The following is a 20,507-nucleotide window of genomic DNA, read 5'->3' as shown; positions in this document are numbered from 1 at the left end:
ACGCCTTCGCGGGAGACGTCGGCGCCGCTGGTTTCGCCTTTTTTGGCGACTTTGTCGATTTCATCGATAAAGACGATGCCGTTCTGTTCGGCCGCTTTGATGGCGTCGGCTTTGACTTCTTCGTCGTTGATCAGGCGGGCGGCTTCTTCTTCCTGAAGCTGTTTGAAGGCCTGCTTGACGGTCATTTTGGTGGTCTTCTTCTTGTCTTTGGACAGGGAAGAAAACATGTTCTGCAGCTGGCTGGTCATGTCCTCCATACCGGGAGGGGCCATGATCTCCACGCCCATGGGGGTGCTGGCGACATCGATTTCGATTTCTTTCTCGTCCAGCTCACCCTCGCGCAGTTTTTTGCGGAAGATCTGGCGAGTGCCGGATTCGCCGGTGTTTTCGGTGTCGCCGCCACGGGCCGGGGGCAGCAGTACGTCCAGGATGCGCTCTTCGGCGGCTTCGGCGGCGCGGTGCTGGACGGTTTTCATGGCCTGTTCGCGGTGCATCTTGATGGAGATGTCCACCAGGTCGCGGATGATGGATTCCACGTCGCGGCCGACGTAGCCGACCTCGGTGAATTTGGTCGCCTCGACCTTGATGAAGGGCGCGTGGGCCAGCTTGGCCAGGCGGCGGGCGATTTCGGTTTTACCGACCCCGGTGGGGCCGATCATCAGGATGTTTTTGGGGGTGATTTCGGCGCGCAGGTTTTCATCCACCTGCATCCGGCGCCAGCGGTTGCGCAGGGCGATGGCCACGGCTCGCTTGGCTTCGTTCTGGCCGATGATGTGTTTGTCCAGTTCGTGGACAATTTCCCGGGGGGTCATGTTTGACATAACGGACTCGTCAGTTCGTCAGGCCAGCGAGGCTCAGTAGTCGAGGGTCTCGATGGTCTGGTTGTGATTGGTGTAGATGCAGATGTCGCCGGCGATGGTCAGTCCTTTTTCGACGATACTTTGGGCATCCAGTTCGGTGTTATCGAGCAGGGCGCGGGCGGCGGACTGGGCGAAGGCGCCACCGGAGCCAATGGCAATCAGGTCATCTTCCGGCTGAATGACATCGCCGTTACCGGTAATGATCAGGGACGCTTCGGCGTTGGCCACTGCCAGCAGGGCTTCCAGGCGGCGCAGGGCCCGGTCGGTGCGCCAGTCTTTGGCCAGTTCCACAGCGGCGCGGGTCAGTTGGCCGTTGTGGGCTTCAAGCTTGGCTTCAAAGCGCTCGAACAGGGTGAAGGCATCGGCGGTGCCGCCGGCGAAGCCCGCGATCACCTGATCTTTGTACAGGCGGCGAACCTTGCGGGCGTTGCCTTTCATGATGGTGTTGCCCAACGACACCTGCCCGTCGCCGCCAATGGCGACCTGGCCGTTGCGGCGCACGGAGAGAATCGTGGTTCCTCGGTATTGTTCCACAAGCCATCCTTTATCAATGCAATAAGTATGAAGTCTGAATGGCAGAAGTGGGGGCTGGGCCCCGGGATTTCAAGCAAGCAAGGGAGGCGGACGGGCGGTTATTGTTTCTTCCGCTTGAGCACCAGCGCGTGGTAGTCGTTGGACACCAGGGTAGAGCGGGCGCTGGCCAGGCGGGACTGGTTGCTGAATGGTCCCACCAGCACCCGGTGCCAGGTCTCGTTGTTGTTCAGAGTTACCTGCTCGGTGTAGGCGTCCAGGTTCAGCAGCAGCAACTGGGCGCGCAGGCTGTCCGCTTCGGTGGCCTTGCGGAAGGAGCCCACCTGCAGGATGAATTCGTCCCGGTTGGCGGTGTCGTTTTGCTCGGCATTTGCCTGGCTCTCGCTGGGCTCGGTCGCCGGGACGATCACTTCGCTCTCTCGCAGCAGCTTGTAGAAATCGAAGCGCGGTTTGGGGTTGCTGGGCTCGGCCTGGGGCTCCACCGGCTGCGCGGTCTGGGTTTCTTGGGTCGCGGTGTCCGCCGGGTCGGTTTCCGGGACCTCGACATCGGTCAGGCGCATCAGAAACACGATAAAGCCCCCGAGCACCGCCCCGGTAAACAGCCACACCCAGCCGGGCACCTGGCTCTTGGGCCGGTTGCGACGGGGGGCAGGACGATTTTTCTTGGCGTAGTCTCGGGTCATGATCGCGTTGCTTTCCAGTGGTCACAGCGCGGCAATTGTACCCATCGCCGACCCGCCCGGCCAGTGGTCTTTGGGGCGGGCGAACACTAGCCCATATCCTGTGGGTCGACATCAATGGACCAGCGATTGCGCTTGGCCAGGGCGTGCTGCTCCATTTCCGGGGCCAACTGGCTCAACAGCTTTTGCAGTGCTCCCCGGTTGGCCGCATTGACTTGCAACTGGTAGCGGAACCGGTCACCGCGCTTTTCCAGCATGGCGGGCAAAGGCCCCAGATAGCCCAGCTCGTGACCGGGTGGGTGACGCTGCTCGGCCAGGGCTCGAACCTGTTTGAGGAAGGCGACCGCATTTTCCGGTCGCTTGGACTCGGCGCGGATCAGCGCCATGTGCCGGAACGGGGGCAGCCCTGTCAGGCGCCGTTCACTGAGAATCAGCTCGGCAAAGGCGTGATAGCCCCGCTCGAGCAGGGTGCGCACCAGAGGATGCTCGGCGTGGTGGGTCTGAATGATGACCTGCCCCGGTTTGTCCGCGCGCCCGGCCCGTCCGGCGACCTGAAGCAATAACTGGCCCATGCGCTCGGGGCCGCGAAAGTCGGTACTGAACAGACCGGCATCCGAGTCGAGAATGACCACCAGCGTCACGTCGGCAAAGTGATGGCCTTTGGCCAGCATCTGGGTGCCCACCAGAATGCAGGGGTCGCCCCGGTGAACTTCCTCAACCAGATCGCGGAATGCGTTTTTCTGGCGAGTGGAGTCCCGGTCGACCCGCAGCACCCGGGTGTCAGGGAAGTGTCGTTGCAGGGCTTCTTCACTGCGTTCGGTGCCCTGGCCGAGCGGCTGCAGGCGGGTGCTCTTGCAGGATGGGCAGGCCCGGGGCACCGCGCGCTGATGGTCGCAGTGGTGGCAGTGCAGATGGCGCGGAGTCTGGTGCAGGGTCAGGCGGGTGTCGCAGTGGCGGCACTCGGCCAGCCAGCCGCAGTCCGGGCATTCCAGTGTGGGGGCGTAGCCGCGTCGGTTGAGAAAGACCAGAACCTGGTTGCCCGCATCGAGGGTGGTGCGAATCCGCTCCAGGGTATCGCGGCTGAAGCCTTCATCCAGGGGCTGGCGGCGAATATCCTGAGTGAGCAACTCCGGTGCCCGGGCATTGCCGGCCCGGTGGGTCAGGCGCAGGTAATGGTAGCGGCCGGTGCGCGCGTTGTGCAGGCTTTCCAGCGACGGCGTGGCGCTGCCCAGAATCAGTGGAATGTTCAGGCGGTGGGCGCGGAGGGCGGCCAGGTCCCGGGCCGAGTAGCGAAAACCGTCCTGCTGCTTGAAGGAGCTGTCGTGCTCTTCGTCCACAATGAGGATGCCCAGATCAGCCATGGGGGTGAAAATGGCGGAGCGGGTGCCGATCACGATCCGGGCTCGACCGTCCCGGGCCTGCAGCCAGGCATCGAGCCGCTCGCGGTCATTCATGCCCGAATGCAGGGCCACCACGGGTTGGGCGAAGCGGCGCTGAAAGCGGGCCAGGGTCTGGGGTGTCAGGCCAATTTCCGGTACCAGTACCAGGGCCTGTCGACCTTGAGCCAGGGTGCGGGCGATGGCCTGCAGGTAAATCTCGGTTTTGCCGCTGCCGGTGGTGCCGTCGAGCAGGCTGATGTGAAAGCCGTCCTCTGGAATCTGGGCCAGGGCGGCGGCCTGCTCATCGCTGAGCGTAAGCGGGGTATCCCTCAGAATATTGGGTTCCGGCGATGGTGTGAGCACTTGCTCACGGCTGAATACCAGTCCCTTGTCTTCCAGTGTCTTGACGTGGCTGCGGGCGATGCCCAATGCCGCCAGGTCCGCCCGGTTCAATGCCCCCCGTTGTTGCAGGGCGGCGAGCAGTTCCGCCTGGCGAGGGGCCCGCTTCAGGGCGCCCTCGGGGAGGCCTTTGCCTTCGGTGGTCAGTTGCCAGTAGGGCTCGCCTTTCTCCCGGTCGGGCTCGCCCTGGCGCAGCAGCACCGGTAGGGCCGTGTGCAGGGCGTCGCCAATGGGGTGCTGATAGTAATCGGCCGCCCAGAGGCACAGGCGCCACAGATCGTCCGGCAACAGTGGCTTGGTGTCGAGCAGGGCCTCGGCCGGGCGCAAGTTCTGCAGCGGGAGTGATGACTCACTTTTTACCCGGAGAATGAGCCCGATCAGACGCTGGTTGCCGAAGGGCACCCGTACCCGTTGCCCCGGCTTCAGCAGGGTGGTGTCTACCCCTTCTGGCGGCAGGTAATCAAACCGGCGGCGCAGCGGTGTGGGCAGGGCGATTTCCAGAACAGTAGGGGCGGCCATGTACTCCCGTCGCGTGGTTGAATTCAAAAGGCGCCCAGAATAACCGATTGACGGCCCCTTTGGCAGCGCTCGTGCCTGTACGAAAAATGCTCTAAAGTCCTTGCGTTGCCGGGTGTTTCTGGTATTATGCCCAGCTCTCAAAACCAGCCGTATCCATTAACCGTTGTGCGGTGCTCGGCAAAATCCTGCGTTCCAGATGGGCTCAGGTCGACTGAGTGGCGGCACAAAGATGAAAGGCATTCACCATGAAAGCTGATTTACACCCCAAATACGAAGACGTAACTGCGACCTGCAGCTGCGGCAATACCATCAAGACCCGCTCTACTCTGGGTAAAGATTTCCTGGTTGACGTTTGTTCAGAATGTCACCCCTTCTACACCGGTAAGCAGAAAGTGGTAGACACCGGCGGCCGTATCGATCGCTTCAAGAAGCGTTTCGGCAGCCGCATCGCCGCCAAATAAGGCGATTGGCATGGCCCTTGGGCCCTTGCTGATAAGCGACATGAAAACGCCGGGGGCGAGAGCCCTCGGCGTTTTTTTATGGAGAGCCTTCAGCGTATTTTCCTGCAGAGCCTTCAGCGTATTCTCTTATAAAACCCGCGGCGTTTTTTTGGGTGCCCTACTGGCCCTGAGCGCGTTTCCCGGCGCTGCCTGCCCCTTGCCGGAGGGGCTTGAGCACGAGTCGGTACAGGTGGCTGGGGTTCATGACGGCGACAGCGTACGCCTGGCCGATGGGCGCCGGGTGCGCCTGATTGGCATCAACGCGCCGGAGTTGGCGCGCGAGGGGCGGCCCGCAGAGCCGCTGGCAAAAGCAGCGCGCGAGGAATTAAAAAAACAGCTTGTTGAGAGTGAGGTTCTGCTGGTCCAGGATCAGGAGCGGCACGACCACTACGGCCGCACCCTGGGACACCTGTTCACCCTGGAGGGAAAGAGCCTGGAAGCCGCCCTGTTGCGTCAGGGGCTGGGTTTTCATATCGCGATACCGCCGAACATGACCTTGGCCTCCTGCCTGTCTGAGGCGGAAGGTGAGGCGCGGGCGGCGTCCCGTGGGGTGTGGGCCGAGAACCAATGGCCGGCCCTTGAGGCGAGCGGCCTGACCTTGCAGGACACCGGTTTTCAGCGAATCCGTGGAACGATCACGGATGTCAGCCGAGGCGGTGGCTCGGTCTGGCTGGAGCTTGACGGGCCCCTCGTACTGAAGGTGCCCGATTCCGTGTGGTCGTCCAGTCCGGTTCTGGCGCCCGGTCAGAGGATCGAAGTTCGGGGCTGGGTGACCAGTCGCGCCGGAAGCCGTGCGGTTCGCCGCGGGTTCAAACCGCTGGTCCTGTCCGTACCGTCCGGCTTCGCCATCGAGCGACCGGCTGCGGGCCGCCCCTAAAACAGCTCCTCCGGCAGTCGTTCGCTGTCACTGCTGCCATTGCCGTTGCCATTATCGTTGTACGGCGGTACCTCTTCGGCACGGAAAATCTCAAAGATCGCATCCGGGTCCCCGGGCTGAGCCCGCTGGCCATTCTCTGGGTCAATGCGCACGGTCACGATGCCTTCGGGTTGCGGTGCCGGGCGGTCCGGCTTACCGGCAAGTGCGCTCCGCATGTAATCAATCCAGATCGGCAGTGCGGCCGTGCCGCCGTACTCGCCTCGACCCAGCGGCGTGTTCTGGTCGAAGCCCAGCCAGGCGACGGTGACCAGGTCGGGGTTGTAACCGGCGAACCAGGCATCACGTGGGCCGTTGGTGGTACCGGTTTTGCCGGCGAGGTCCGCCCGGTCCAGCACTCTGGCTCGACGGCCGGTACCTCGGGCCACGACGTCGCGCAGCATCGAGTCTATGATGAACGCGGTGCGCTCACCCAGCACTCGTGGGGCGATGGGGAGCGGCTCCAGGGTCGCTTCGTCTTCATCCAGCAGCGCCAGTTGGGCGGGTTGCTCTGGCGCCAGGCGTTCGTCCGGGCCGGTCTCGGCCGCGCGTTCGGGCTCGCTGGCGTAGATGTCGGCGATCAGGCTGACCGGCTCTTCCTCTTCTTCCTGCTCGCGCTCACAGTCTTCGCAGACGGTGGCGGGGCGAGCGACATGCAGCGCTTCACCGTGATCATCGTCAATGCGTTCAACCAGATAGGGTGCAATGCGGAAGCCGCCGTTGGCGAAGATGGCGTAACCGCGCGCCATATCCATGGGGGTCAGGGCGTGACTCCCCAATGCCAGGGACAGGTTGCGCGGCAAGGCCTCGCGGTCAAAGCCAAACTTCTCGAGCGTGTCGAGGAGCGCCGGCAGGCCGATGCTGCGCAGCACCCGGATCGAGACCAGGTTGCGGGAGCGGTACAGCGCTTCCCTCAACCGGGTCGGCCCGAGGAAGGTGCCGCCGTCGTTCTCCGGACGCCAGGCGCCTTCCAGGCTGGCGTCTTCGATGACAATGGGGGAATCGTTGACGATGGTCGCCGGGGTAAAGCCATTCTCCAGCGCGGCGGTATAAACAAATGGCTTGAAGCTGGACCCGGGTTGGCGGGCCGCCTGCAGGGCGCGATTGAAATTGCTCTGGCGGAAGTCAAACCCGCCCACCAGCGAGCGCACGGCACCATCGCGCGGGTCGAGGCTGACCAGCGCGGCCTGGGCCTGGGGGAGCTGACGCAGGTGCCATACGCCGCCGATCTGGCGCAGGCGGATCAGGTCGCCGATCGCCAGGACATCGCTTGCGCTCTCGGGGAGTGGGCCGCGGGCGTTTTCGTTGAGATAGCGGCGCGCGGTGGACAGGCTCTGATCCCATCCCAGCTCAATGGTGTCTCCATTGGCCAGCAGGATCTCGGCCGAGCGCTCTTCCAGCGAGAGCACCAGGCCGGGGAGCAGGCCGCCGTAGACCGGGGTGTCCGAAAGCAGTTCCTGCCAACTGGACAGGTCTTCCGGGCGCTCGCCGAGTTGTTGTTCGGGGCCGCGATAGCCGTGGCGCCAATCGTAGGTCAGCAGCCCGTCAACCACCGCCTGCTGAGCCGCCGCCTGATAGTCGCTGTGGATCGTGGTATAGACCTTGTAGCCGGCGTTATAGGCGTTCTCGCCAAACCGGTCCACAGCCTCGCGTCGGGCCAGCTCGGCGACATAGGGTGCATAGAGTTCCAGGGTGGCGCCGTGGTAGCGGGCGTCATCCGGCGTGTTCACAGCGACGTCGTAGGTGGCCTGATCAATATGCCCCAGCTCCAGCATGCGGCCGAGAATCCAGTTGCGCCGGATCATGGCCCGTTCGAGGTTGGCCAGGGGGTTGTAGGCCGAGGGTGCCTTGAGAACGCCCACAATCATGGCCCATTGATGAAGTTCCAGCTCGTCGATGTCCTCGCCGTAGTAAATTTGGGCCGCAGCCTGAATACCGTAGGCGCGATTGCCGAAGAACATTTTATTGCTGAACAGCTCAAGAATTTCCTGTTTTGTGAGCTCGTTCTCAATCTGAAGAGCCAGCAGGATCTCATTGAATTTACGGGAAAAAACCTGTTCCCGGCTCAGGAAAAAATCCCTGGCCAACTGCATCGTGAGGGTGCTTCCCCCCGATTGAATCTCACCTGTTTTCAATAATTGTGACGCGGCTCGCAAAAGTCCGCGAATAGATACGCCCGGATGGTCGTAAAATTCCGCATCTTCGGCGGATAATAACGCTTTAATGTAAAGGTCAGGCAGCTCTTCGAACGAAACCGGTGTGCGACGCTGTTCACCAAACTCGCCAATCAGCTTGCCGTCGCTTGAATAAACCCTCAGCGGGGTCTGTAATTGAACTTGCCTGAGGCTCTCCACGGGGGGCAGTTTGGGGCTTAGATAGAGGTACAACCCCGCCAAAACGGTGAGGGAGGCGCCAGCTCCGGCGATAAACAACCAGAAAAGCAGGTTCAGATAAGACTTTTTGATAGGCATTTTTTCTATGAGAATTAATAAGTTAGCGAAAATGGCGGCAAGTCGCCGCATTATACGGGCTTTTTGCCTGTTTACATATGCGCGGTCTTGTTGCAGGCTTAACTTAAAGTCCTATAACATAAACTTCCTCTAAGTTACGGATATAGATAGAAAAATGGGCATTCTAAGCTTCCTGGAAAAAAGGGCGAAGCCGGTCTTGGGGTTGGACATCAGTTCAACGTCGGTCAAGCTTCTGGAGCTCAGCCGACACGGTGATCGCTACCGGGTGGAGACCTATGCCGTACGTCCGCTGCCCCCCGGGGCGGTGGTCGAGAAAAACATCAACGACCCCGAAGCGGTCGCCGATGTGGTCCGCACGGTGGTCAAGCAATCCAAAACCAAGCTCAAGCACGCGGCCGTGGCGGTTGCCGGTTCTGCCGTGATCACCAAAATGATCGACATGCCGGCGGGTCTCAGCGACGACGCCATGGAGACTCAGATCTCTATAGAGGCCGATCAGTATATTCCGTTCCCTCTGGAGGAGGTTGCCATCGATTTCGAGGTGCAGGGCGAATCGCCCCGCAACCCCGAGCAGGTGGAAGTTCTGCTGGCAGCCTGTCGGCGGGAGAATATCGATCTGCGGGTCAACGTTCTGCAACTGGCCGACCTTCAGGAAGAAGTGGTCGATGTGGAGGCCTATTCCATGGAGCGGGCCTTCGGCCTGGTCGCGGAGCAACTGGAAGACCAGGATGGTCAGGTCGTTGCGGTGATCGACATCGGGGCGACCATGACCACACTGAGCGTTCTGGTGGACGGCCGCACAGTTTATACCCGCGAGCAGCTGTTCGGTGGCAAGCAACTGACCGAGGAAATCCAGCGGCGCTACGGCCTGTCCATGGAAGAAGCCGGGCTGGCGAAGAAGCAGGGCGGTCTGCCGGATGATTACGAGTCAGAAGTGCTCGGCCCCTTCAAAGAGGCCGTGGTCCAGCAGGTGACCCGCTCGCTGCAGTTTTTCTTTTCCGCCAGCCAGTACAACGATGTGGACTACATCGTGCTCGCCGGTGGTGTCGCGTCCATGGAGGGCCTGGTCGGGCTGATTGAAGAGAAGCTCGGTACTCAGACTCTGGTGGCCAACCCCTTTGCCAATATGTCGGTGTCCTCGAAAGTGAACGCGGTCGCGTTGGCCAATGACGCCCCCTCGATGATGATCGCGGCCGGCCTGGCGCTGAGGAGTTTCGACTGATGGCAAGAATCAACTTATTGCCCTGGCGGGAAGCCTACCGCCAGGAGAAGAAAAAAGAGTTCCTCGGCATCCTGGTGGGGGTTTTGATTCTCGCGGGTCTGGTGGCCTACTTGTGGGTATCGAGCATTCAGTCCTCGATTTCCGACCAGGAAGCCCGCAACCGACTCCTCAAGACCGAAATTTCGGCTCTGGAAGCGGCGGTGGCCGAGATCCGGGAGCTGCGAGAGAAGCGCGAAGAGTTGCTGGCCCGCATGCGGGTGATTCAGGACCTGGAAGGCAAGCGGCCGGTCATCGTGCGCTACTTCGATGAAATGGTGCGTGCCGTCCCCGACGGGGTCTATCTGAACCGGCTGGAGCGCCAGGGCGAAGTGATCCTGCTCGAAGGGATCGCCGAGTCCAATAATCGGGTCTCCAGTTTTATGCGCAATCTTGATGAGTCCGACTGGTTCGCGGCGCCGAACTTGAGCTCGGTGACTGCCGCACCGGAGCAGGGTGAGCAGGCAAATGCCTTCAGAATGTCGGTACGCACCTCGGCGCCGGCAGATCAGGCCGGTGTTGATGAGGGAGGAAACTGATCATGGCATTTTCCGATACTCTGGAGCAGTTGAAAAACTTTGATGTCAACGACATCGATTTTGAGCGCATTGGCGTCTGGCCCCTGCCGGGCAAAATCTTCGTCTGTGTGCTGCTGGTGGTCGTGGTTTTTGCGCTGACCTATTACCTGAAGGTCAAGGATCTGAATACCCAGCTCGATCGCGTGGTTGCTGAAGAAACCAATCTGCGCCAGACGTTCGAGACCAAGAGTTTCCAGGCCGCCAACCTGGAAGAGTACCGGGCGCAGATGGTTGAAATGGAAAAGTCCTTCGGTGCCTTGCTCTCTCGGTTGCCCAGTGACACTGAGGTGCCGGGTCTGCTGGAAGATATTGATGCCCGTGGGTCTGAAAGCGGACTGGACATCAACAGTATCCGCCTGGAGTCCGAGCAGCAATCCGAGTATTACGTGGAGCTGCCCATCAGCATTGACGTTGAAGGCGGCTATCACGACCTGGGCACATTTGTCAGTGGTGTTGCCGGCATGCCGCGCATCGTGACGCTGCACAACTTCACGATTGCTCGCCAACAAGACAGCGGCACGCTGACCATGCAGATCGGGGCGAAGACCTATCGCTATAAGTCACAGGATGAATCTAGTGATGAATAGAATTATAACGTTTACCAGTTTAGCCATCTGTCTGGCCGCGCTGACCGCCTGTGGTAGTTCATCCGATCACCGCGACCTGCAGCAGTATATCCAGCAGACCAAGGCCCGCCCGGCGGGGCAGATCGAGCCCCTGCCGGCGTTCCAGCCATACCGGCCGTTTAGCTACAGCGCCATGACCCTGCGCAGCCCGTTTGATCCGCCGGCCCGGGAAGAGGAGCGGCGGGTGCAGCTAAGTGGTAAACAGGTTCAGCCGGATCTGAATCGGGAAAAAGAGTATCTGGAAAGCTTTAACGTGGCCAACCTGACCATGGTCGGCACCTTGACCAAAAACGGTCAGCTTTGGGCGTTGATCAACGACGGCCAAGGCGGTGTTCACGCGGTCACGGAGGGTAATTACCTGGGTAAAAATCATGGACGCATCGTGTCCGCATCGCGGTCACAGCTTGAACTTTTGGAAATCGTCGCCGATGGCGCCAACGGCTGGGTCGAGCGTCCCAGAATTATTGAATTACAAGAAAAGGAATAGGCCATCATGCGAGCACTGTGCTTATTGGGGTTAACCATGCGAAATCTAGCCTTGTTACTGGTCTGTCTGGCGCCTTCCCTTGTGTGGGCCAAGTCACTGAACAATATCCAGTTCTCGGAGTTGCCGGGGGAGCGATTCGAAGTCCGTTTGGGCTTCGATGACATGCCGCCGGAACCCGAGGGCTACACCATCGAGCAGCCGGCACGTATCGTGCTCGACTTCCCGGAGGTAACCAGCGCACTGGAACAGCGGCGTTTCCCCCTGTCGTTCGAGAACAGCAAGAGCGCGCTGGTGCTTAGTTCCCAAGGCCGCACGCGCCTGATTCTGAACCTCAGTGAGCTGACCACTTACAGTGCACGGGTGGACGGTAATACCTATGTGCTCGAGGTGGGCGCGGCCCAGGGCGGCTATGTTTCCCGCCCCGCACAGGCGACCAGCGTTGCGGGCGACCGTCAGTCGCAAACGGCCCCCCGCGCCGACAGTGAACCTCGGGTCACCAATATCGACTTCCGTCGTGGTGAGGAAGGCGAAGGCCGAGTTATCATCAACCTGTCCGATGACAACATCAGTGCCGATGTCACCGAAACGGCCAAAGGCATTGAGCTTGAGCTGGGTGGGGTCAATTTGCCGGAAGCGCTCCGCCGTCGTCTCGACGTGGTGGATTTCGCCACCCCTGTGACCATGGTGTCGGCCTCTCAGGACCGCCGCGGAACCATCCTGAATATTGATGCCAATGGCGAATATGACTACATGGCCTACCAGGCCGACAATGAGTATGTCATCAGCGTGAAGCCGTTGACCGAGCGGGAAATTGAAGCGCGGGATCAGGAGTTCAGTTACACCGGCGACAAACTGTCCCTGAACTTCCAGGACATCGAAGTGCGCAGTGTACTGCAGATCATTGCCGACTTTACCGACCTCAACCTTGTGGCCAGTGATACGGTCCAGGGCCGGATTACCCTGCGTCTGGATAATGTGCCCTGGGATCAGGCGCTGGATCTGGTGTTGAAAACCAAAGGCCTCGACAAGCGTCAGAACGGCAATGTTCTGATGGTGGCGCCGGCGGCCGAGATCGCTGAGCGTGAGCGTCAGGAGCTCGAGTCCCGTCAACAGTTGGAAGAGCTGGCACCGCTGCGCACCGAGTACATTCGGGTTCGCTACGCCAATGCCCGGGAGATGTTTGAACTGTTCCGTGGTGAGGAAGGCGAGGGTGGCCGCAGTGGTGGCTTATCGGGTGGTCAGGGCGGTAACCGCGCGACTGGCAGTGTTCTGTCCGAGCGGGGTGATGCGATCGTCGATGAGCGCACCAACTCCATCATCATCACCGATACCGCTGATCGTATCGAAGCCTTCAAGCGCCTGGTGGAACAGATTGATATTCCGATCCGCCAGGTGATGATCGAGGCCCGTCTGGTGATTGCCAACACCGATTTCCGTCGTGAAATGGGGGTTCGCTGGGGTGGCGTCGGCTTTGATCGCTCCTCCGATACGCTGGTCGAAGTGGCGGGCTCCACAGCCGGTCTCGACTCTAACCCGGGCTCGCCCGCCGAGTGGCTCACCGGAACCGGCACACTGGATCTGGAAGAGAACATGATGGTGGACCTGGGGGTCGACAATTCGGCCGGTAGCTTCGCGTTCAGCGTTCTGTCCGACAGTGCCTTTATCGACCTGGAGCTGTCCGCTCTGGAGAACAACGGTCAGGCCGAGATTGTCTCCCAGCCCAAGGTGATCACCGGAGACAAGCAGCAGGCGACCATTATGTCCGGCACGGAAATTCCCTATCAGGAAGCCTCGGCCAGTGGTGCGACCACCACAGCGTTCAAAGAAGCCGTGTTGAAGCTCGATGTCACACCCCAGATTACCCCCGATAACCGCATCATCATGGACCTTGTGATCAATCAGGATTCTGTTGGCGCTCTGAACCAGGCCTCCGGTATTCCCACCATTGATGTGACCGAGGTGATGACCAAAGTGCTGGTGCAAAATGGCCAAACGGTCGTGCTCGGTGGTATCTTCCAAGTTGAACAGGTCAAGGGCGAGGACAAGGTTCCGTTCCTGGGCGACATCCCGGTACTGGGACGTATGTTCAAGCGGGACATTACCAGTCAGGAAAAACGCGAGCTGTTGGTGTTCATTACCCCCAAAATCATGGCCGATACTTTAACTGACTGATCCATGCCCAATAATGTGTTTCTGGTCGGCCCCATGGGGGCCGGCAAATCAACCATCGGCCGCCTTCTGGCGGCCGAGTTGAAAGTCCCCTTCTATGACAGCGACCGTGTGATTGAGCAGCGCACCGGTGCCGATATCCCCTGGATTTTTGATGTCGAAGGCGAGTCTGGTTTTCGTGATCGCGAGTCGGCGGTTCTGGCCGAGCTGGCCGAGGAGCCCGGCGCCGTGATTGCCACCGGAGGCGGCATCATATTGCGCCCCGAAAATGCCGAGGTGATGCACCGCGGTGGCCGCGTGTGCTACCTGACCGCTTCGGTGGAACACTTGGTAGAGCGCACCGCCAAGGACAAAAAGCGCCCGCTGTTGCAGGTGGACAACCCCCGCCAGAAAATCGTCGAGTTGCTTGAGCAGCGCGACCCTCTGTACCGGGCGGTAGCGGACTGGGTGGTGGTGACCGACCGACGCCCGCCGAAGGTGGTGGCGCGGGATATTGCCGAACGTCTAGGCCAGGATTGAGCTCGGTTAAAGTTTCGGACGGTGTGCTAAGATGAGGGTTTTCCGACAACCCGAACGCAGTGCCGACTATGCAAACTCTGACCGTTGATCTCGCCGATCGCAGCTACCCGATTCATATTGGCGAGCAGCTCCTGAAGAACCGGGAGCTGCTGGTACGCCACGTGCGCGCCAAGCAGGTATACATCGTCACCAACGATACCATCGCGCCGCTTTACCTGCCCGCTCTGATCGAACTTCTCGACGGCTATCAGGTCGATACTACCGTGTTACCCGACGGAGAATCGTTCAAGAATCTGGAGACGCTGAATCAGATTTTTGATGGTCTGCTCGAGGCTCGACACAATCGTACGACGACCATCATGGCCTTGGGCGGTGGTGTCGTGGGTGACATGGCGGGCTTCGCCGCTGCGTGTTATCAGCGTGGAGTGGATTTCATTCAGTTGCCGACCACCCTGTTATCCATGGTGGACTCCTCTGTGGGGGGCAAGACCGGTGTCAATCACCGGCTCGGCAAAAACATGATCGGCGCTTTCTATCAGCCGCAAGCGGTGATCGCGGACATGTCCGTGCTGGAATCTCTACCTCCGCGCGAGCTGTCGGCGGGTATCGCCGAGGTGATCAAATACGGCCTGATATCCGATCGGGAATTTTTTGAATGGCTGGAGTCGAATCTGCCCGATCTCCTGGCGCGGGACCCTAAAGCGATGGCCTATGCCGTCAAGCGTTCTTGTGAGAACAAGGCGCAGGTTGTGGCCCGGGATGAGCGAGAAGGTGGGCTGCGCGCCATTCTCAACCTGGGGCATACCTTTGGCCATGCGATTGAAACCCATCAGGGCTATGGCGTCTGGTTGCATGGTGAAGCAGTCGCCGCAGGTATGGTGATGGCGGCAGACCTGTCCCATCGACGAGGGGCCATTACGGCTGACGAGCTGGACCGGATTGTTCGCCTGCTGGAGCGGGCCCACCTGCCGGTGAAAGCACCGGCCAGCATGACTCCCGACGATTTCCTGCAGTTGATGGGGGTGGATAAAAAAGTGGTCGACGGTCGGCTGCGGTTGGTGTTGCTGAGCAAACTCGGCGAAGCGTTGATCACCAGCGATATCGAACAGGATCTATTACAGGAAACATTTGCAGCCTGTCGGGCGGATGAACATACCGCGCCACCGGGCGCCTAGCGACAATCCTTTCCGGGAGAGCGTTTATGAACACCGACCCAACAGACAGCTCGGAGCACGACAACCTGGCGGGTCAATCGGCCGCCCCGGAATCCCCTGTGGCGGATTATCGTCAATACTACGGTTTGAGTGAAGATCCCTTCCGGGATGACCCGGAATTTGCGTTCTTTGGCGGCGGTGGCCGACGCGCTCTGCTCGAACAGTTACAGCACCTGTGTCAGTTCAGTGCCAGTTTGCTGGCGGTGCTGGGCAAACCCGGGGTGGGTAAAAGTCGCGTTGCCCTTGAGCTGGCCAACAGTTTTCAATTCGATGATGATATTTGCCTGCTCACCGCCGAGCCTGGTGCGGGCGCCGAAGCGGTGCTGGGGCAAATGGCCAGGCACTTTGCCCTCTCGGTAGACGACAACCCCTCGGTGGGTCGGTTGCTCGCCGCGCTTCGTCATTTCGCTCAGATAGCGGATGAAGAAGACCGCCTGGCGCTGACCATCATCGATGATGCCCATCATCTGGATGAGAAAACACTTGGAGCCCTGATCAGTCTGTTGCAGGGGCAGGACTCCACCGGTCGGCGCCTGCACATCGTGCTGTTTGCCGACTCTGAGATGGTCACACGGCTGGATCAGTTCAACATGCACGACGTGCTGATCCACGATTTCGACCTAGCGCCACTCTCCCTTGAAGAAGCCACCGATTACCTCAACTTCCGCATGGAAATGGCCGACTATATGGGGCCGGAGCTGTTCACCGAGGAAAAGGTGGAACCCTGGTGGCGTCGGGCTGAGGGGCGGATTCCCCGGCTGCACGAGCAGGCCCGTCGCTGGCTGCTTGAATCGGTTTCCGCCCGCGCCAGCTCGGGCAGGCCGGGGGAGCGCCGCAATGCCCTGCCGCTGGTGCATATTGTGGTGATTGCTGTGCTGCTTGGTGTGCTGTTGATGGTGTTTATCTATCAGGGTGATTCCGAAGCCCCTGAGCGTGAGTCGACGACACGGCTGCCCGAGTCGAGAGAAACCCAGACCCTGACGCTGTCTCCCAGCAACGAGGCGTCCAACCGTACAGAGCTGGAGTCCTCTGCAGAATCGGAGCCGGCTGTAGAAACCGTCCAGACACCCGAGTCGGCAGCGCCAGAGCGGGCACTGCCCGAGTCGCCGTCCCCCGAACCATCGGTGGAGGAGCGTCCGGAGATCCCACAGCCCGATGAAGCGTCTGAGCCCGAGGAAACATCGGCGCCGGCGGCCGGGGCGAAAACTCCGACCGAGCAGCCCCCTTCGGAAGAGCCGGCCGTTGCCGAGGCTTCCAGTTTACCCGACATTCCGGAAGACGAGCAGGTGCTGCTCTCCTGGCGCGCCTCCGAGTACACCCTGCAGCTTCTGGGTGCCAGCTCACGGGCATCGGTGGATCGCTATATTGAGGCACAGCCCAATCGGGAACAGCTCCTGAGCTTCGAAACCCGCCGTCAGGGAAAGCCCTGGTTTGTGGTCGTAACCGGACGCTATTCAGGTGCTGAGTCGGCCAGAGAGGCGATAGGCGATTTGCCCGAGGATCAAAGGGAGGCGGGGCCCTGGCCGCGCGTCATGTCTGATATACATGAAGAAATTAAGGAAAGTCGCGGGCTTTAATATGGTAGCCGGTGGGGTGAGCCCCACCGGCGATCAGTCAAATATATTACGGCGCTGTGATTTCAATGGGGCCGTAGTTGGTCTGAGCTCCCTCATAGGTAATACTGAGAACGAACGACCCTGCCACAGATTCAGTGTCATCGGCTTTCAATTGAAGCGAGACTTTCGACGGCTCAGAAGATCCGCCCAGCGTATCTCGGCTCAACGTGAAGGTGACATTCTCCGCAAACTCTTCATTGATTTCGATTTGCGTGCCAGCGGGCATGCCGTTCCCATTTTCGTCTGCGATTATGAGGTCATATCGAACCGACTCATTAAGCCCCAGCTCTACGCTCGACGGTAATCCCGGGATGAGCGGGTTGCTCCATGGGCTGGTCATAACCAGCATAGTGCTCTCTCGAATAGTGATGCCCTCCCGGCTACAGAGGCCGGCTTCATGATCCTCTGCGCGGCAAAGAATCCCGTTGTAGAGGTTGTTTCTCTCCTTGGGATCGCGCACGATTTCGTCATTTTCCAGGGTGCCGTTGAAGTTGGTGTCCAGATAAGACGGTCCAAGGTCATCGCATGCCTGATCAATAGGAGCGGGTGGGATATAGGATCTTGGGACGCTCGGGGCGCAGTTCCCGTTTGCCGCGAACAGGTCTGTTCCTACATCGAAAAGGCCATTGCTATTAATGTCGATAAAAGATTCGTTGCCCTCTGTTGAGGCAAGTACATAAACACGACCGGCGCGACACTCTTCGGTGCCGGGGCAGCGTGCGTAAGGTGGCTCCTCATGCAATGTAACTCCGCCGGATCCCATTGGGCGCTGGCCTTGGCTTCTCCAAGTGACAGAGCAGGCGCTGTTTTCTCCGGTAAGGCACTCTGCATCAACAATCCCGGCACTGGCGGTGAAATAAACAGCGGTTCCTTCGGGAATGTGGTTATTGTTCTGGTCACCCAAACGAATGGTGAGCTCGCTCTCCACACCGTCAGTGTTCCATGCCACGGGGTAAAGGTCTGACGCCGATAGGCTAGTGTGGCGCTGTGTTGGGATGGTGGTGGTAATCACCAGTTGCCGAGACAGGGTGGAGACGCCATTGGCTGTTGCAATGACATTTGCAACGCCTGCCCCAGTTCCAGCTCTGACTCTGGCTGTAACTTGGCCTTCACTGTTAGTGGTTCCGCTGTCGTTGGCCAGGTTTGCGCCGGCAGGAGCGTTTGAGCTTAGGGCGAATGTCACCGGAACCTCTCGCATCGGGCTTCCGTTGGCCCCAACTACCTTAAATACGACTTCTGAGCTTGTGGTTTGCGCGCCCATCCCTCTGATGCCAATGACGCTGGGGGACGCCCCGATAAACTGAACTTGGTCGAGCGTATCTTGTTCAACGTTTATGGTGGCTCTGGCGCTGTTTATGCCCGAACGAGTTTCGCTGGAAGCGCTTGCTACAATTTCGTCCTCTCCGACGCAACCTGTCGCCTGATAGGTGACGGAGGCGCTGCCAGTGCTGGTAGTGACGGACGTCTCAGACTCTTCGTCTGTTCCCTGCAGTCTGGCGCCACCTGAAGAAATACAGCTTGAGCTAAAGGAGACGGTCACCTGCTCGTTGATGAGATCGCCCTGGTCATTGACGAGTGTGACTTCCAAAATAGTGCTCCCACCTGCGGATAAGGAGCTATCCGATGGTAGGTCGACGGCGATTTCACCTTCTACAAAATTGCTGCCAACGCCCCGTCCCAGTTGGGAAGTCTGATCTTCCGTATCACCGTCTCCTCCATTGTCTTCGCCCCCATCGTCGGTACCTCCATCATTGGGGTCGCCCCCGGTGTTGCCGTTATTGTTGATGTTGTCGAGACGTGAGTCGTTGTCGTCACTGCCGCAGCCTGCCAGGGCGAGGCTTAGGATCAGCGCGGCAAATATGCTGCAGCCTGCGCTCCTGAAAGTTAATTTATTCATGGTGTCTTCCTGAATTACCGGTGTTTTTAATAAGCGGGTGTTATAACACGAGCCTAACTTAGCCTAGATTTGCGGTGGAATAAAGTACGCTGGCACCCTCAGATGGCCCGTTGAGCGAGTTTGTAGGCATTGAGCGGGATTTGTGATAGCTTGGGTGTGCGGCTTGTCAGGTGGTTTTAGGCCGTTTGCGGGCGGCACCGGTGAGGCAATATGCTTTGATTCATGTGTCCGCCTATAGACCCGGCCGGATCGGTCGGTGCGGGACCGTTTGCGACCGTTTCCTTAAATTTCCTGAATTTACTCCTGATTTCGCCGAAATTAGCTTTACTGTTGGGCGCTGAGAGCCCCGCTCGTCTTGCCTTTGGGGCCACTTGCGGGTAATATGCTGCGCCCATTTGCCTGGCCCCTTTTTGGAGGGGCTTTTTTGTCTGGGGCGTGAGCGGAGCGAGCCATGTTCCGGATTCTATCGGTATCGAGAGAGACAGCGTATGACCACGGGCCTCTACAGGTTAGATGAGTTTAAAGACAACTGCGGCTTTGGCTTGATTGCCCATTTGAAGGGCAAGGCCAGTCATCGCCTGTTGGAAACCGCCATCGAGTCGTTGACCTGCATGACCCACCGCGGCGGTATCGCGGCGGACGGCAAGACCGGTGACGGTTGCGGCCTGCTGCTTCAGAAGCCGGACGGCTTTCTGCGCACCGTGGCCAAGGAGGCCTGCGGCGCCGAGCTGACTGACGTTTACGGCGTCGGCTCGATCATGCTCAGCACCGACGATGCCCAGGCCCAGAAGGCCCGCGATGTGGTTGAGGAGGAGCTGCGCGCTCAGGAGCTCAGCCCGGCGGGCTGGCGCGAGGTGCCGGTGGACAGCAGCTGCCTGGGGCCGATTGCCCTGGAGTCACTGCCGCGTTTCAATCACCTGTTTATCAACAACGATGGAGACCTGAGTCTCGAGCAGTTTAACGCCCGGCTGTTCCTCGCCCGGCGTCAGGCCGAAAAGCGCCTGGCCGAAGACAAGGCGTTCTATATTGCCAGTTTCAGCTCCACGGTCATCTCCTATAAAGGGTTGATGATGCCGGTGGACCTGCCCAAGTTCTTTACCGACCTGGCGGATCCGCGCCTGGAAACCGCCATCTGCGTGTTCCACCAGCGCTTCTCCACCAATACGCTGCCCCAGTGGCCCCTGGCCCAGCCGTTCCGTATGCTGGCGCACAACGGTGAAATCAATACCGTGATGGGCAACCGTAACTGGTCCGTGGCCCGCACCTCCAAGTTCAGCACGCCCCTGCTGCCGGATCTGGATCGCGTGGCACCCCTGGTCAACCGCGATGGGTCCGACTCCTCCAGCCTGGACAATATGCTCGAAGTGCTGATCACCGGCGGCATGGAGCTGCACCGTGCGGTGCGCATGCTGGTACCGCCGGCCTGGCAGAATGTCGAGCACATGGATCCGCAGTTGCGTGCGTTCTACGAATACAACTCCATGCACGTCGAGCCCTGGGATGGCCCGGCGGGCCTGGTGATCACCGACGGCCGCTACGCGGTCTGTACCCTGGACCGCAACGGCTTGCGTCCGTCGCGCTGGGTGATCACCAAAGACGACATCATCACCGTGGCCTCCGAAGTCGGCGTGTACAAGTACAAGCCGGAAGACGTGGTGGCCAAGGGCCGTCTTGGACCGGGCCAGATTCTGTCGGTGGATACCGAGACCGGCAAGCTGTACCACACCAAGGACATTGACGAGCAGCTCAAGGGGCGCCAGCCCTACAAGCAGTGGCTGAAAGAGAAGGCGCTGCGCATCGAATCCACTCTGGAAGACGATGTGGCCGAAAACGGCCTCACCGAAGAGCAGCTCAAGGCCTACATGAAAATGTACCAGGTCACCTTCGAGGA

At 59.9% G+C, this 20,507-nt stretch carries 16 protein-coding genes and 1 pseudogene; 11 read left to right on the top strand and 6 right to left on the bottom strand.

Annotation, left to right across the window (positions count from 1 at the left end; translation table 11 throughout):
- The 4 genes from hslU to B3187_RS16975 all read right to left on the bottom strand — a co-directional run.
- Positions 1-821 (bottom strand): ATP-dependent protease ATPase subunit HslU (gene hslU / locus B3187_RS16990; protein ID WP_286807669.1); only part of this gene is annotated, 821 nt, incomplete at its 3' end.
- A 33-nt stretch (positions 822-854) separates the two neighbouring features.
- Positions 855-1,394 (bottom strand): ATP-dependent protease subunit HslV, encoded by a 540-nt coding sequence (gene hslV, locus B3187_RS16985; protein ID WP_024461357.1) that lies wholly within the window; start codon positions 1,392-1,394, stop codon positions 855-857.
- 98 nt (positions 1,395-1,492) lie between these two features.
- A complete protein-coding gene (locus B3187_RS16980; RefSeq protein ID WP_123638373.1) occupies positions 1,493-2,074 on the bottom strand; it encodes an SPOR domain-containing protein in 582 nt (193 codons plus the stop codon).
- Positions 2,075-2,160: 86 nt separating this feature from the next.
- Positions 2,161-4,368 (bottom strand): primosomal protein N', encoded by a 2,208-nt coding sequence (locus B3187_RS16975; protein ID WP_286807667.1) that lies wholly within the window; start codon positions 4,366-4,368, stop codon positions 2,161-2,163.
- Positions 4,369-4,613: 245 nt separating this feature from the next.
- Here B3187_RS16975 and rpmE point away from each other — a divergent pair, with 245 nt between their 5' ends.
- Entirely contained in the window at positions 4,614-4,829 is a 216-nt protein-coding gene (rpmE, locus tag B3187_RS16970) for a 50S ribosomal protein L31 (protein ID WP_123638371.1), read from the top strand.
- A 148-nt stretch (positions 4,830-4,977) separates the two neighbouring features.
- The gene (locus tag B3187_RS16965; RefSeq protein ID WP_170162887.1) at positions 4,978-5,745 is read left to right on the top strand and encodes a thermonuclease family protein; all 768 of its coding nucleotides are present in this window, start codon (positions 4,978-4,980) and stop codon (positions 5,743-5,745) included.
- Here the strand turns inward: B3187_RS16965 and B3187_RS16960 are convergent.
- The gene (locus tag B3187_RS16960; protein ID WP_286807666.1) at positions 5,742-8,252 is read right to left on the bottom strand and encodes a penicillin-binding protein 1A; all 2,511 of its coding nucleotides are present in this window, start codon (positions 8,250-8,252) and stop codon (positions 5,742-5,744) included. The genes B3187_RS16965 and B3187_RS16960 overlap by 4 nt on opposite strands.
- A 154-nt stretch (positions 8,253-8,406) precedes the next feature.
- Here B3187_RS16960 and B3187_RS16955 point away from each other — a divergent pair, with 154 nt between their 5' ends.
- The 8 genes from B3187_RS16955 (at position 8,407) to B3187_RS16920 (ending at position 16,680) form a co-directional block, all read left to right on the top strand.
- Entirely contained in the window at positions 8,407-9,474 is a 1,068-nt protein-coding gene (locus tag B3187_RS16955) for a pilus assembly protein PilM (RefSeq protein ID WP_286807665.1), read from the top strand.
- Positions 9,474-10,049, top strand: coding sequence for a PilN domain-containing protein (locus B3187_RS16950; RefSeq protein ID WP_286807664.1), 576 nt, complete (start codon positions 9,474-9,476; stop codon positions 10,047-10,049). Before B3187_RS16955 ends, B3187_RS16950 begins: the two co-directional genes overlap by 1 nt.
- Positions 10,050-10,051: 2 nt before the next feature.
- The gene (locus tag B3187_RS16945; RefSeq protein WP_123638368.1) at positions 10,052-10,675 is read left to right on the top strand and encodes a type 4a pilus biogenesis protein PilO; all 624 of its coding nucleotides are present in this window, start codon (positions 10,052-10,054) and stop codon (positions 10,673-10,675) included.
- Positions 10,668-11,201, top strand: a complete 534-nt coding sequence (locus B3187_RS16940; protein ID WP_123638367.1) for a pilus assembly protein PilP — start codon at positions 10,668-10,670, stop codon at positions 11,199-11,201. The genes B3187_RS16945 and B3187_RS16940 overlap by 8 nt, the downstream gene beginning before the upstream one ends.
- 36 nt (positions 11,202-11,237) lie before the next feature.
- The gene (gene pilQ, locus B3187_RS16935; RefSeq protein WP_286807661.1) at positions 11,238-13,373 is read left to right on the top strand and encodes a type IV pilus secretin PilQ family protein; all 2,136 of its coding nucleotides are present in this window, start codon (positions 11,238-11,240) and stop codon (positions 13,371-13,373) included.
- Between the two features lie 3 nt (positions 13,374-13,376).
- A complete protein-coding gene (aroK, locus tag B3187_RS16930; protein WP_123638365.1) occupies positions 13,377-13,889 on the top strand; it encodes a shikimate kinase AroK in 513 nt (170 codons plus the stop codon).
- Positions 13,890-13,957: 68 nt separating this feature from the next.
- Positions 13,958-15,064 carry a 3-dehydroquinate synthase gene (gene aroB / locus B3187_RS16925; protein ID WP_286807658.1) on the top strand — a complete coding sequence of 369 codons (1,107 nt, stop codon included), beginning with the start codon at positions 13,958-13,960 and terminating at the stop codon, positions 15,062-15,064.
- A 26-nt stretch (positions 15,065-15,090) separates the two neighbouring features.
- A complete protein-coding gene (locus B3187_RS16920; protein ID WP_286807657.1) occupies positions 15,091-16,680 on the top strand; it encodes an SPOR domain-containing protein in 1,590 nt (529 codons plus the stop codon).
- 46 nt (positions 16,681-16,726) lie between these two features.
- Here the strand turns inward: B3187_RS16920 and B3187_RS16915 are convergent, their stop codons facing one another.
- The gene (locus tag B3187_RS16915; protein ID WP_286807656.1) at positions 16,727-18,616 is read right to left on the bottom strand and encodes an Ig-like domain-containing protein; all 1,890 of its coding nucleotides are present in this window, start codon (positions 18,614-18,616) and stop codon (positions 16,727-16,729) included.
- A 488-nt stretch (positions 18,617-19,104) separates the two neighbouring features.
- Between B3187_RS16915 and gltB the strand changes: the two are divergent.
- Positions 19,105-20,507 (top strand): annotated as a pseudogene (gltB, locus tag B3187_RS16910) (glutamate synthase large subunit); the annotation flags it as partial.

The sequence above is a fragment of the Marinimicrobium sp. UBA4209 genome, assembly GCF_002381585.1.
GTDB lineage: Bacteria > Pseudomonadota > Gammaproteobacteria > Pseudomonadales > Cellvibrionaceae > Marinimicrobium > Marinimicrobium koreense.
The sequence above is the reverse complement of the archived record's forward strand: the minus strand, read 5'-3'. Positions and strand labels throughout refer to the sequence as shown.

What these genes read in the sequence shown, in the direction of transcription:
- B3187_RS16980 (WP_123638373.1), bottom strand. Translation starts at nt 2,074, where the DNA reads ATGACCCGAGACTACGCCAAGAAAAATCGTCCTGCCCCCCGTCGCAAC.
- B3187_RS16975 (WP_286807667.1), bottom strand. Translation starts at nt 4,368, where the DNA reads ATGGCCGCCCCTACTGTTCTGGAAATCGCCCTGCCCACACCGCTGCGC.
- rpmE (WP_123638371.1), top strand. Translation starts at nt 4,614, where the DNA reads ATGAAAGCTGATTTACACCCCAAATACGAAGACGTAACTGCGACCTGC.
- B3187_RS16960 (WP_286807666.1), bottom strand. Translation starts at nt 8,252, where the DNA reads ATGCCTATCAAAAAGTCTTATCTGAACCTGCTTTTCTGGTTGTTTATC.
- B3187_RS16955 (WP_286807665.1), top strand. Translation starts at nt 8,407, where the DNA reads ATGGGCATTCTAAGCTTCCTGGAAAAAAGGGCGAAGCCGGTCTTGGGG.
- B3187_RS16950 (WP_286807664.1), top strand. Translation starts at nt 9,474, where the DNA reads ATGGCAAGAATCAACTTATTGCCCTGGCGGGAAGCCTACCGCCAGGAG.
- B3187_RS16945 (WP_123638368.1), top strand. Translation starts at nt 10,052, where the DNA reads ATGGCATTTTCCGATACTCTGGAGCAGTTGAAAAACTTTGATGTCAAC.
- B3187_RS16940 (WP_123638367.1), top strand. Translation starts at nt 10,668, where the DNA reads ATGAATAGAATTATAACGTTTACCAGTTTAGCCATCTGTCTGGCCGCG.
- pilQ (WP_286807661.1), top strand. Translation starts at nt 11,238, where the DNA reads ATGCGAAATCTAGCCTTGTTACTGGTCTGTCTGGCGCCTTCCCTTGTG.
- aroK (WP_123638365.1), top strand. Translation starts at nt 13,377, where the DNA reads ATGCCCAATAATGTGTTTCTGGTCGGCCCCATGGGGGCCGGCAAATCA.
- aroB (WP_286807658.1), top strand. Translation starts at nt 13,958, where the DNA reads ATGCAAACTCTGACCGTTGATCTCGCCGATCGCAGCTACCCGATTCAT.
- B3187_RS16920 (WP_286807657.1), top strand. Translation starts at nt 15,091, where the DNA reads ATGAACACCGACCCAACAGACAGCTCGGAGCACGACAACCTGGCGGGT.
- B3187_RS16915 (WP_286807656.1), bottom strand. Translation starts at nt 18,616, where the DNA reads ATGAATAAATTAACTTTCAGGAGCGCAGGCTGCAGCATATTTGCCGCG.